The organism is Bradyrhizobium sp. YR681, from assembly GCF_000282615.1.
Classification (GTDB): domain Bacteria; phylum Pseudomonadota; class Alphaproteobacteria; order Rhizobiales; family Xanthobacteraceae; genus Bradyrhizobium.
Map to the genome: position 1 here is coordinate 1 of NZ_AKIY01000006.1, position 11,894 is coordinate 11,894.

The window sequence follows — 11,894 nt, forward strand, 5'->3', positions numbered from 1 at the left end:
GCTCGGCTTGTCCGAGCCGCTGACGGCAACATCGGTATGGACGATCTTCGACGCGGCCTTGAGCTGGGGATGGCGATCAAGCTCGGGCTCGATCCTGGCACGGTCGCCGACCAGCAGAAACTTGGTGTCGCGATGCCTCTGAAGCGAGATGGCGGCGCCCGGGATGACCACGGCGGCGCCGGAGTCGCCTCCCATGGCGTCAAGCGCGATGCGAACCTTGCTTGGCATAAAGTCCTGGAAACCTGGTCTGGTGCGGTCTTGAACGTGCGGGGCCGCAGAATGGGCTCGCCATGGACATGGCGGCTGGCCGAGCGCCACGCCGCGCCCTGACCGGGGCGCGACAATAGCGTTTTGTTATCCCGAAACAACCTCTTGCCCCCAGCCTTTTGAATGCGGGGCGATCCGGGGATGCGCGAGAGATTCTAAAAGAAACGTATGGAAATCAGATGGATAAGCCGCTCTTTCAAACCCGTCCCGCAAAAGCCTTGCGCCCCGTAGCAAAGCGGGTCCTGCGGGGAATGCCCAGCTATTTGCCTTTCTTCCCGTCCTGAAGCGCCTTCAGCGCCGCGAACGGATGGTCCTCCGGATCGGGGGCGATGACCTCGGCCTCGAACACGGCCCCCGCCTTACGGGGATAGGGATCAACCGCCAGGAACAGCGCATCGGTGGCGATGCGACCGAGGTCGATGATACCATTGACGATCGGCTCCGGCGGATCGATCACCTCCGGCGGCTCCGCGTCGTCCTGTCCCTCCTCGATCAGGTCGGCCATCTTCCGAACCTCGGCTTCGGGAGCAAAAACCAGATCAACCGCCTCGTCGATCTCGCTCTCGATCGGGTCGAGGGTGACGACGCAGGTCTGGCCGATCCGGGCGCGGACGCGGCCCGTGACCTGGACCCGGCCGCCGCTTTTCGGCACGATTTCGAGGTCGGCCTGGGCGGAGAGGACCTCCCGCAAGCCGCCGACCTCGGCCATGGCCTCCCGCTCGGCGGCCGACGCCTCGAGCTTGCGATGCAGGCCGGTGTCGGGGATCTGCGCGACGATGACGGGGGACCGCCAGGGATCTGGCCTGGATTCGGCATTCGGTCGGCTCATGGCGTGATGTCCTCAGTCAGCACTGGGGGAAATTTGAAGGACGCCAGCAGCAGCGCGGCCTCCTCGGTCCGGCCAAGATCGGCCTCACTGGCCCGGGCGTAGGCTGCAAGCTGCCGCGCATGGTCCATCCCGGCTCCATTCAGGACATTCTTGCAGATCGCGGCCGCCAGCGCCTCGCCGCCGGCCTCGGTCGCTTGGTCATAGGCCTGAACCCGGCCGTAAAACGCCTCGCCGAAGGCCCGCATCCGCTTCGGCACCGTCTGGTCGCCGATGCCCATTTCGCGCAGATTGTCGTCCATATCCTCGCAGAAGCGGTCGAACAGCGCCTGCGACAGCTCCTTTGCGCCTCCGGCGACGCTCTGGACCGTGCGCAGGCGCCGCAGCAGCAGCCAGAGATGCAGCAGCAACAGGTCGAAACGCCCGTTAACCGTGTCGGGCACGCCCAAGTCGCGGTAAAATATGGGTTCTCGCGCCTGCGTCACGATCATGCCATAGATGGCTTCAATGGTGCCGCGCGGGGCTTGCCGGGGTTTCCTGAAGTGATTGAACGGCCAAACCATTGTGGGTTCCGCAAGCGGGCGTGCGCGTGTTGCAATTGCAGCCTCCGCCCGGTACTTCAGCGCCTCGCGCGACGCAAGGGGACGGAATCAGTTCCGCTATGACGATAACGAACCAGACCGGCCGGCGCGCCAACAAGCTGCGCGGCCTTCATGCACGCTGGCGCGGCTTGCGCATGTTCGCCGCAATGGCTGTGGTCGGCGCCGCCCTTGCGGGATGCACCGGCGAGCAGTTCCAGAAGGGCTACATCCTGCCCCCCGGCGCGCTGGAGCAGATTCCGATCGGCGCGAGTCAGGACCAGGTGCTGATCGTGATGGGCACCCCCTCCACGGTCGCGACCCTCGACGGTGAGGTGTTTTATTACATCTCGCAGCGCTCGGAGCGCATGGTCGCCTTCATGAACCAGAAGGTGGTCGATCAGCGCGTCATCGCCGTCTATTTCGACAAGAACCGGCGCGTGCGCCGCCTTGCGAATTACGGCCTCCAGGACGGCAAGATCTTCGACTTCATCAGCCGGACCACGGCGACGTCGGGTCAGGAGATGAGCTACCTCGCGCCGATCTTCAAGCTGCTCAGCTTTAACTGAGTCTTCAGCCTGCGGCGTCGTGCCGCTCTCCGTGCGGCGCATGCCGTCGCGTACGACTTGCCGTTGCGCGCCGGGTTCCCTACGCTCTCTGCAAAACAAGAAGCAGGGAGTGGATTCGTGCCGAAAACTTTGTTGACCCGCCGTCGTGTGCTCACCGGCGCTGCAGGCCTGTCCGCCGCAGCGATCCTGCCGCGGTCGAGCCTCGCTGACTGGAAGCCGACCGAGAACGTCCGCATCGTCGTGCCGGCTGCGGCCGGCGGCTCGACCGACGTCATGGGCCGGCTCCTGGCCGCGCATCTGCAAACTGCCTGGGGCCAGTCGGCCGTCGTGGAAAACCGCTCCGGCGGCGGCGGCACGATCGGCACCGCCGAGGTGGTCCGGGCCAAGCCAGATGGCCACACCATCCTGGTCGGCAATCCCGGGCCGAACGCGATCGCCTACAGCATCTTCAAGAACCTCACCTACAAGCCGGACCAGCTCCAGCCTGTTAGCAACATGATCCGGATCCCGAACATCGTCTCGGCGCATCCGAAGACCGGCATCAAATCGGTCGCCGAGCTGATCGCCTATCTGAAGGCCAATCCGGACAAGCTCAGCTACGCCTCCTCCGGCGTCGGCCAGAGCCCTCACCTCACCGGCGCCTGGTTTCTCCAGCTCACCGGGCTGAAGATGACGCACATCCCGTTCCGCGGCGCCGGCCCCGCGCTGCAGGCTGCGCTCGCCGGCGACATCCAGATCCTGTTCGACAATCTCTATCCGAGCCTGCCGCAGGTGCAGAACGGCACCCTCACCGGCCTCTGCGTCACCACGCCCGAGCGCAGCGACCTCGCGAAGGATCTGCCGACCATGCGCGAGAGCGCGCCGGAGCTGGCAAATTTCGACGTGTCGTCGTGGTTCTCGGTATTCCTGCCGAAGGGTGTGCAGCCGGCGGTGCTCGAAGCGCTCAACCTTCAAGTGAAGGCAATGTTGGAGCGTGACGACATCAAGAAGAACATCGCTGCCATGGGTGCCCGCGCCGACTACGGCACGCCAGAGCAGTTCTCCGCCTTTGTGGACGCCGAGACGAAGAAGTTCGCCGGCATCATCCAGAAGGAAGGATTGCAGATGGATGTGCAATGACGTGGTGAGAACGTCCGGCCCATCAAACAAACCCCGCAGTTTGCGCGGGAGGTTCTTAGGCCGTGCGGCCGCTCAGGATCGCGATCCGCCGAGGCGCAGCGGCGGCGCCCGCACAGCAGACGCCGCGCCAGAACAAGACCCCCGCGCCGCGTCAAGCTGTTTTCCAAAGAGATCACGCTCAAATAAAGAGCTAAGGCGCGATGACGATTCAATCCTTTCGCATCGCGCCTAGGACGACTTGTTGATCTTCTTGACCTTGGCATCGGTGGCCTCGATCGCCAGAGCGAGCTCCAGGATGGCCTTGGATAACAATTCGGCGGCCTCCTTCTGGTCCTGCGACTTGGCGGCGCGGAGTGCATAATTCCGGGCGGATGAGAGCGACATGGATTGATCTCCGTGTTTGTTCGCATGCTGCGAACGAGGTTCTTGCCAAGCAAAACCCCGCGGCTCGCACCGCGGGGTTTGCTTGATCAACTGACCGCTGCTCAGTGCGCCAGGATCGCGAGCAACGGCGCCAAGATTCATCCGGGTGGACCGGAAAAATGCGGTTTTTGGTGCTCATGTCTAGAGAACACCATGTCGTCCGAAATATAGCTTCGCAAGTTAAGTAGCCCAGTAGGCCCTTTCAAACGGATCGGAATATCCAGGTTACTCCCACCAAACTTGAACTCAAGCTGGTCTTGCATATTGGACCAGTCTTTCGGGCTGACGAGCGCGACAGGATCGAAGTCGAGCTGTTCAATTCTCTGGGCTCGAACGAAGCAGCACTGCTTCGCGTGCGGCGTACGAGCATGATTGACGGTCGCCATGATGCCGTAGAGCACATCGTGAGACCTGCCATCGGGGCAAAGGGCATAGTACTCGCCTCCGTGCCCATCATTGAGGAACCCCAAAAGATACAGATGGCCGGCCAATTCGTAGACCGTTCCGCGCACTTCCCTGTCGTCGTGGCTTTCCGCCAACTTCGAATGAAAGACCCGGCGTCCGCCCTTCTCTGATGAATAGATTTGCATCAGGCATGTGATCAGCTCGACGCCGTTGGAGCGCAGGCGAAAACCGACATAGTGACCGAGCGACCGATTGTCGAAACCGGATGCCCGTGTGTTTTGATTTAGATATCGGGAGTTGAAAAGATGCAAATCGTTGTCGTAGCGTCCTGTCTTCAGTCCTTGATCGTGAAGCTCTTCGATCTTTTCCCTGAGCGCGTCGATGCCTGACTTCATCGCGGCCTCAAATAGGTCGTTCATCACGTAATCGTACAGATAGACCCATTTTCCGTACGCCACCGGGACAGGCTGGCGCTTACCTTCGACGTGCTCGGCGCCTAAGCCGATTTGATCTGAGTTCAGGATGTAGCGCAGTGACCCACCGAGCTCCCGCTCCAGGCGAGCCTGAACGATGATGCCGTGCTGCTTCCCGAGGCGGAGAGCTTCGATCAGCAGATTCTTTTCACGACCGGTTAGCTCGAATATTTCAAGCGGCTGAAACGACCGCTCATGCAGTTCGTTCATGGAAAGCCCTCTTGAGGTATGTGATATATCGCATACCAATGGGGTATCAATCACATCAAACTTTGGGTTTCAAACCAGCAATACCTGTGTTCGATCACTAGTACCCTCCCTATACCAGCGAGAGTATTTGTGTTCCATTAACCATAAGTTGAACTTGTTAGTTAGTCGACTAATCAATCGTTTCGGGGCCACAACTATCCAAACAGGAGGGCTTGTCATGAACGCGATATGGAATTGGCTGAAGTCCGTAGGCACCCTGCTAGTCGCACTCACGGTCGTCGGCTTGGCAATTGTCGGCTTGGCGATGAATTCTGGGTTGAGCGCTCTAACCAATTTGGTTGAAGCCGCGTTGCACAAGGACGCCGCAGCCACGGCGAGCATCGTCTCCCTTCTCAACTTGGCACTCACGGCATCGGCCGTATTGTTTCTGTTGCTGAAATACGCGGAAAACCAGCGCTTGCTCGCCAGTTTCGCTGACGCGAGCCAGACCGGCCGCCTTGCCTTCAATGAGTTGAAGAGCACGATCAATCAGCTGATTTCCCATATGAAATTCAGCGGCGGCAAGGTGTTCTTCGACGACGTTCCCGAGATCTGGTCTGCTTTTGCGGGCGACCTGTTCATCGCTCGGAACCCGACCTTCGCGATGGAGGTTCGCTGGACCTATATCGCCGGTACCAAGGGCCAGTGGCGGCTTTCACCGGACCGGGACCGCGTTTTGGTCTGGCGGAAGCGGCTCTCGCAACGGGGCCCCGCGCGCATCGAGATCATTTTTAAGGTTGGAGTTGGGACGTTCTCTTCGAATCGTACCCTGTCGGCTAGCGCCGTCGACAATGTAGTCCGCTTCCTGTTCCTGATGCGGCAGATTCGGCGTGAGGATGCAAACGTCGACCTCGGCAAAATCATCGTATACCTCGTGGCCGTGCAGCGCACCCACCAGAGTGTCTTCATTGGAAAGCGCCCGGGGCCTTTTGGCGATGAAGCGCTCGGCATCACCTACGCTGATAGCCGCGACCCATTGGCGGATCGCGCGGTTGACGGATCGTCGCATGAGGAAGTGACGAAAGACCCTCGCCCCCTCATTGTCACAACTGACGAAGAACTGATCGAACGTTGGACCAGAGGGTGTCAGTCATACCGCGACGCGGCCGACATGATCCTTTCGGTCGATGAACTTGAACTTTTGTATGGGCACTTGGTCCCTACGCATGAAGGGCAGATCATGTCACGGCTCAACCACAGGGATTGGAGACCGGATGTCGGGCGGCTGCGCCATGCCGCCGCAAACTCCGCGAGCATTGGCGAGGTCATCGACACAGGCGACGGTAACTTCTACATCACGAACACTCCGGCTTCGCCTACTTCTGCTCGGATGACGGACGTCGCTTGACCAAGGTGAGCTGAGAAAACAAAAGCCCCGCGGCGCCGCCGCGGGGCTTTCCTTTTGACTGCGATGACGCCTCAGTGCGCCAGGATCGCCAGCAGCAGCAGGGCCACGATGTTGGTGATCTTGATCATCGGGTTCACCGCGGGGCCGGCCGTGTCCTTGTAGGGATCGCCGACGGTGTCGCCGGTGACCGCGGACTTGTGGGCATCACTGCCCTTGCCGCCGTAATGGCCGTCCTCGATGTACTTCTTGGCGTTGTCCCAGGCGCCGCCGCCCGAGGTCATGGAGATCGCGACGAACAGGCCCGTCACGATCACGCCGAGCAGCATCGCGCCGACGGCCGAGAACGCCGCCGACTTGCCCGCCGGGCCGCCACCCGCGATCGCATAGATCACAAAGTAGACGAAGATCGGCGACAGCACCGGCAGCAGCGAGGGGATGATCATCTCCTTGATCGCCGCCTTGGTCAGCAGGTCGACCGCCTTGCCGTAGTCAGGCTTGTCGGTGCCCTGCATGATGCCCGGCTTCTCGCGGAACTGCCGGCGCACCTCCTCGACGATCGCGCTGGCCGCGCGACCGACCGCAGTCATGCCCATCGCGCCGAACAGATACGGCAAGAGGCCGCCGAACAGCAGGCCCACAACCACGTAAGGATTGTTCAGCGAGAAGTCCGGATTGACGCCCTTGAAGTAGAGGTGGTTCGCGCTGTCCGCAATGAAGAACTTGAGGTCCTGATTGTAGGCCGCAAACAGCACGAGAGCGCCGAGACCGGCTGAGCCGATCGCGTAGCCTTTGGTCACCGCCTTGGTGGTGTTGCCGACCGCGTCGAGCGCGTCGGTCGACTTGCGCACCTCCTTGGGCAGGCCCGCCATCTCGGCGATGCCGCCGGCGTTGTCGGTGACGGGGCCGAACGCATCGAGCGCGACGATCATGCCGGCCAGCGCCAGCATGGTGGCAGTCGCGATCGCGATGCCGAACAGGCCGGCAAGGCTGTAGGTGACCAGGATGCCCGCGATGATGACGATCGCAGGCAGCGCGGTCGCCTCCATCGAAATTGCCAGACCCTGGATCACGTTGGTGCCGTGGCCGGTGACCGACGCCGCCGCGATCGACTTCACCGGACGATAGTCCGTGCCGGTGTAGTACTCGGTGATCCAGATGATCAGCGCGGTGACGACGAGGCCGACGACGCCGCATTCGAACAGCGACATGCCGGTATACTCGACGCCGTCGAGCTTGCCGAAGCCGATCAGGGCGTAGATCACGCCGGCGATGCCGATCAGCGACAGGACGCCGGTTGCGATCAGGCCCTTGTAGAGCGCGCCCATGATCGACTGGCTCGGCCCGAGCTTGACGAAGAAGGTGCCGATGATCGAGGTGATGATGCAGATACCGCCGATGGCGAGTGGCAGCGTCATCATGCTCATGAGGATCGGCGTCTTCGCAAAGAAGATCGCCGCCAGAACCATGGTGGCGACCGCGGTCACCGCATAGGTCTCGAACAGGTCGGCGGCCATGCCGGCGCAGTCGCCGACGTTATCACCGACGTTGTCGGCGATGGTGGCGGGGTTGCGCGGATCATCCTCGGGAATGCCGGCTTCAACCTTGCCGACGAGGTCGCCGCCGACGTCCGCACCCTTGGTGAAGATGCCGCCGCCGAGACGGGCGAAGATAGAGATCAGCGAGGCCCCGAAGCCGAGCGCCACCATGGCGTCGACGACGACACGGCTGTCGGGCGCGAGCTTCAGCGAATAGACCAGGAAGCCGAAATAGAGGGTCACGCCGAGCAGCGCGAGACCCGCCACCAGCATGCCCGTGATGGCGCCTGCCTTGAAGGCAAGCTCGAGGCCGCCGGCGAGCGATGTCGTCGCCGCCTGGGCGGTACGCACATTGGCGCGAACCGAGACGTTCATGCCGATGAAGCCGGCCGCCCCCGACAGGATGGCGCCGATGGCAAAACCGATCGCGACATAGAGACCGAGGAAATAGACGAGCAGCACGAAGATGACGATGCCGACGATACCGATCGTGGTGTACTGGCGCCGCAGATACGCCTGTGCGCCTTCAGCGACCGCGCCTGCAATCTCCTGCATGCGCGGCGACCCCGCATCTGCACTCAACACCGAAGACGTCGCCCAAATCGCGTAGACGACGGAAAGCACTCCGCAGAGCACTATCAACCATAATGCTGTCATGTGATTTTTGCCTCAGATCCTTGATGTACGTACCCCCGGCGCCTTTTATTTTTCCGTCACGCGGTGCGGCGCCCTTATGTTGAACAGGGCCGCCCCTTGCCTGAAGGGATGGCCCTAGTCGGCCACAAGCTTGCCAAAATCAAATTGAGGGTGCAACGCCGGATAAGGCCGAAGAGGCCGATCTCGGCAGGTATTTAGACCTAGTCCCGCGCATCCGGCCGCCGGTTTGGAGCAATTCCTAGAAGTGGCTGTAGGACAGCCGCTTCAAGGCCAGTTCCTGGCCCTGCCCGTCCAGGAAGCGCGGCCGGGCACCGCCAGCGACAATCGTGCCGATGACCGTGACCGCAACGCCGACAGTTCGCCCTGCCGCGATCAGCGCGTCGCTTTGCGCCGGAGGAACGGTGCACAGCACCTCGTAATCGTCGCCCCCGGCCAGCAGCGTCTCAACACAAACGACGTTGCGCGCGACCAGGCCGGCCGCCCTAGCCGAGAGCGGCACGCGCGCCACGTCGACCGTCGCCGAGCCCCCCGACGCCGCGCAGAGCTTCGTGAGATCGCCGGCGAGCCCGTCGGAGACGTCCATCGCAGCCGACGCATGCTCGCGCACGGCCTGTGCCAGCAAATTGCGCGGTTGCGGAATGCGATAGCGCGAGATCAGAGCATGCCGTGCGGCGGGATCGGACGCCAGCGCTTCGGCCACCGCGCCGCCCGTGAGCACATCGAGGCCGAGCGCCGCGTCGCCGATCGTGCCTGTCACCAGGATGCGGTCACCGGGCCGCGCGCCGGTGCGGCCGACCATCCGCCCCGTCGGCACGCGGCCGAAGGCGGTGATCGAGATCATCTGCGGCCCCGGCGTCGAGACCGTGTCGCCACCCAGCAGCGGGCAGGCGAAGGTCTTCGTGTCCTCGCCGAGCGCATCCGCGAACGGCCGGAGCCAGGAATCCTCTCTGCTGCGCAGCGCCAGCGTCAGCACGAAGCCGGCGGGCGCCGCACCCTTGGCGGCAAGATCAGACAGATTTACCCGCAACGCCTTGCGGGCGATGGTATCGGGCGGGTCGGTTGCAAGATAATGCACGCCTTCGACGATCGCGTCGGTGGTGACAACGATGTCGTCGCCGGATGAGGACAGCACCGCGGCATCATCGACCAGCCCGAACGCGCCGGGATCAGTCGCCAGCGGCTTGAAATAGCGCGCGATGAGGGAGTCTTCGGCGGAGGGGTTTTGAGAGTCTGCCATCGGCCTTAGCCACAACCAATGCGGTCATCGCCCGGCTTGACCGGGCGATCCAGGACGCCGAGACAGCAGCGATGAATTACGACCGCCGCGGCGTACTGGATCACCCGCCTTCGCGGGTGATGACGGCGGAGTATGGGGCAGCCGCATCGCATATCCTCACCGCCCTCGTGAATATCTACCCCCGCCCGAACTCGTCGCCGCGAAACTGGCGACCGATCTGGTCGAGCACGGCGTTCACCATGCCGGTCTCCTCGCGGTCGACGAAGGCGTTGGCGACGTCGACATATTCGGAGACGACGACGCGGCCCGGCACGTCCTTGCGGTGCTCCAGCTCATAGGCTCCCGCCCGCAGCACCGCGCGAAGGATCGCTTCGATGCGCTTCAAGGGCCAGCCCTTCGACAGCGCCTCGTCGATCAGGGGATCCAGCTTCTTCTGGTCGCGCACCACGCCGGAGACGACGTCGCGGAAGAACGCGGCCTCCGCCGGCAGGTAAGTGTCGCCCTCGACCTCGTTGCCGAGCCAATGGCTTTCGAACTCCGCGAAGATGTCGTTGATGCCGGCGCCGGCGATGTCCATCTGGTACAGCGCCTGAACGGCCGCGAGCCGCGCCGCACCGCGCCGGTTCGCTTTCTTCTCCGTAAGCCCCGCCGGTTTCCTGGTGTCAGCCATGGCTCAAGCCTGCGCCAGACGGCGTTTGATGCGCAGCATCGCAATCGCCGCGCGCGCGGCATCGCCGCCCTTGTCGAGCTCGCTGGCGCGGGCCCGCGCCCAGGCCTGCGCCTCGGTGTTGACGGTGAGGATGCCGTTGCCGAGCGGCAGCTTTCGCGCCACCGCGAGGTCCATCAGCGCGCGCGAGGATTCCTGCGAGACGATCTCGAAATGGATGGTGTCGCCGCGGATCACGCAGCCGAGCGCAATCGCCGCATCAAAGGGCTTGCCGTTGGCCGCGGCCGCGTCGACCGCGATGGCCACCGCCGCCGGGATCTCCAGCGCACCGGGAACCGTGATGACGTCATAGGTCAGGCCGGCCGCCTTCAGCTCCGCCACCGCGCCTTCGAGCATCGCGTCCTGGAGATCGTCATAGAACCGTGCCTCGACAATCAGCGCACGCGCGCCGGAAATGTCGGTCTGGTCCTTCAGGGGTGCGCGCCGCGCGTCTGCCATCGTCAAATCCGTTCTACTGGGGTCGGCGCGTTATGTAGTCGCCGCAGGCGGGTAAGCCAAGTTTTAAAGCATAATTCCGGCTGCGCCGGTCACTTCATTTCCGTGAGCCGCGCCGCGTAGCGGGCCATCAGGTCGACCTCGATATTGACCTCGGTCCCCGCCTTCCAGCCGCCGATCGTCGTAACCTCAAGCGTATGCGGGATGATCAGCACCGAAAAGGTCACGTCCGCCACCGTATTAACCGTGAGCGACACGCCGTCGAGCGTGATCGAGCCCTTGGTGGCGATGAAGCGCGCCAGCTCGCGCGTGGTCGAGAGCTCGAACCGCGCCATGTCGGGCAGGTCCTCGCGGCTGACGATGGTCGCAATGCCGTCGGCATGGCCGGCGACGATATGGCCGCCGAGCTCGTCGCCGATCTTGAGCGCCCGCTCGAGGTTGAGCCGCGTGCCGACCTTCCAGTGCTTCGCCGTCGTCAGCGCCAGCGTCTCGGCGGCGGCATCGACGTCATACCAGGTTTTGTCGCCGGCGACGCCGGAAGCAACCACCGTCAGGCACACGCCGTTGCTGGCGATCGAGGCGCCGTCGGCGATGGTGGTCTGGTCATAGCGGCAGGCGATGCGCAGCCGGTGCAGCTGGCCCTGCGCCACAGGCGTGAAGCCGACGATCTCGCCGATATCGGTGACAATGCCAGTGAACATTACGCGCGCTCGTAGATGGTGAGAGTATCGTGATCGAATGTCTCGCTAGCATGAACCCTGTAGGCCTGCGACTGCGTGATTTTCGACAGGGGCAATGCATCGAGCGCATCGACGCCGCCGGCCCCCACCTCTTTCGCGCCGCGGAACAGCCAGATCTCGTCGACGAGGTCGGCCGACACGAACGAAGCCGCAACACGGCTGCCGCCCTCGACCATCAGCCGTGAGAGGCCCTTCCCCGCCAGCGCCTGCAGCACGGCCGGAAGATCGAGTCCGGATGCACTGCCCGGCGGCATGCGCATGATTTGTGCTCCGGCAGCCCCGAGGCGAGTGGCTGCAGCCGCTTCC

13 protein-coding genes and 1 pseudogene are annotated in these 11,894 nt (G+C 63.2%); 3 read left to right on the forward strand and 11 right to left on the reverse strand.

Going from position 1 to position 11,894, the window contains the following annotated elements:
* The 3 genes and pseudogenes from PMI42_RS00275 to PMI42_RS00285 all read right to left on the reverse strand — a co-directional run.
* Positions 1–228: pseudogene (locus tag PMI42_RS00275) on the reverse strand (phosphate acyltransferase PlsX); the annotation flags it as partial.
* A 298-nt stretch (positions 229–526) separates the two neighbouring features.
* Positions 527–1,096: a YceD family protein gene (locus PMI42_RS00280; protein WP_008129432.1), complete on the reverse strand. Its 570-nt coding sequence runs from the start codon at positions 1,094–1,096 to the stop codon at positions 527–529.
* A complete protein-coding gene (locus tag PMI42_RS00285) occupies positions 1,093–1,656 on the reverse strand; it encodes a ubiquinol-cytochrome C chaperone family protein (protein ID WP_008129434.1) in 564 nt (187 codons plus the stop codon). The genes PMI42_RS00280 and PMI42_RS00285 overlap by 4 nt, the downstream gene beginning before the upstream one ends.
* Before the next feature lie 98 nt (positions 1,657–1,754).
* On the opposite strand from PMI42_RS00285, the gene PMI42_RS00290 reads away from it, so the two are divergent.
* Both PMI42_RS00290 and PMI42_RS00295 read left to right on the forward strand, forming a co-directional pair.
* Complete coding sequence (locus tag PMI42_RS00290; protein WP_008129435.1) at positions 1,755–2,240, forward strand: outer membrane protein assembly factor BamE; 486 nt, start codon at positions 1,755–1,757, stop codon at positions 2,238–2,240.
* Between the two features lie 117 nt (positions 2,241–2,357).
* Positions 2,358–3,359: a Bug family tripartite tricarboxylate transporter substrate binding protein gene (locus PMI42_RS00295; RefSeq protein ID WP_008129437.1), complete on the forward strand. Its 1,002-nt coding sequence runs from the start codon at positions 2,358–2,360 to the stop codon at positions 3,357–3,359.
* 228 nt (positions 3,360–3,587) lie between these two features.
* Here the strand turns inward: PMI42_RS00295 and PMI42_RS39860 are convergent, their stop codons facing one another.
* Both PMI42_RS39860 and PMI42_RS00300 read right to left on the reverse strand, forming a co-directional pair.
* Complete coding sequence (locus PMI42_RS39860) at positions 3,588–3,743, reverse strand: hypothetical protein (RefSeq protein ID WP_008129438.1); 156 nt, start codon at positions 3,741–3,743, stop codon at positions 3,588–3,590.
* A gap of 137 nt (positions 3,744–3,880) precedes the next feature.
* Positions 3,881–4,870, reverse strand: a complete 990-nt coding sequence (locus PMI42_RS00300) for a hypothetical protein (RefSeq protein ID WP_008129440.1) — start codon at positions 4,868–4,870, stop codon at positions 3,881–3,883.
* 217 nt (positions 4,871–5,087) lie between these two features.
* Here PMI42_RS00300 and PMI42_RS00305 point away from each other — a divergent pair, with 217 nt between their 5' ends.
* The gene (locus tag PMI42_RS00305) at positions 5,088–6,257 is read left to right on the forward strand and encodes a hypothetical protein (RefSeq protein ID WP_008129442.1); all 1,170 of its coding nucleotides are present in this window, start codon (positions 5,088–5,090) and stop codon (positions 6,255–6,257) included.
* A 71-nt stretch (positions 6,258–6,328) separates the two neighbouring features.
* On the opposite strand, the gene PMI42_RS00310 is transcribed toward PMI42_RS00305, so the two are convergent.
* The 6 genes from PMI42_RS00310 to PMI42_RS00335 form a co-directional block, all read right to left on the reverse strand.
* Positions 6,329–8,449 (reverse strand): sodium-translocating pyrophosphatase, encoded by a 2,121-nt coding sequence (locus PMI42_RS00310; protein ID WP_008129444.1) that lies wholly within the window; start codon positions 8,447–8,449, stop codon positions 6,329–6,331.
* Positions 8,450–8,687: 238 nt separating this feature from the next.
* Positions 8,688–9,686 carry a thiamine-phosphate kinase gene (thiL, locus tag PMI42_RS00315; RefSeq protein ID WP_008129446.1) on the reverse strand — a complete coding sequence of 333 codons (999 nt, stop codon included), beginning with the start codon at positions 9,684–9,686 and terminating at the stop codon, positions 8,688–8,690.
* A gap of 175 nt (positions 9,687–9,861) precedes the next feature.
* The gene (gene nusB, locus PMI42_RS00320) at positions 9,862–10,356 is read right to left on the reverse strand and encodes a transcription antitermination factor NusB (protein ID WP_008129447.1); all 495 of its coding nucleotides are present in this window, start codon (positions 10,354–10,356) and stop codon (positions 9,862–9,864) included.
* A gap of 3 nt (positions 10,357–10,359) precedes the next feature.
* A complete protein-coding gene (gene ribH, locus PMI42_RS00325; RefSeq protein ID WP_008129449.1) occupies positions 10,360–10,851 on the reverse strand; it encodes a 6,7-dimethyl-8-ribityllumazine synthase in 492 nt (163 codons plus the stop codon).
* A gap of 89 nt (positions 10,852–10,940) precedes the next feature.
* Entirely contained in the window at positions 10,941–11,549 is a 609-nt protein-coding gene (locus PMI42_RS00330; protein ID WP_008129451.1) for a riboflavin synthase, read from the reverse strand.
* Positions 11,549–11,894, reverse strand: a 346-nt coding sequence (locus tag PMI42_RS00335; RefSeq protein ID WP_193376312.1) for a RibD family protein, incomplete at its 5' end; no start/stop codon positions are given. The genes PMI42_RS00335 and PMI42_RS00330, both read right to left, overlap by 1 nt.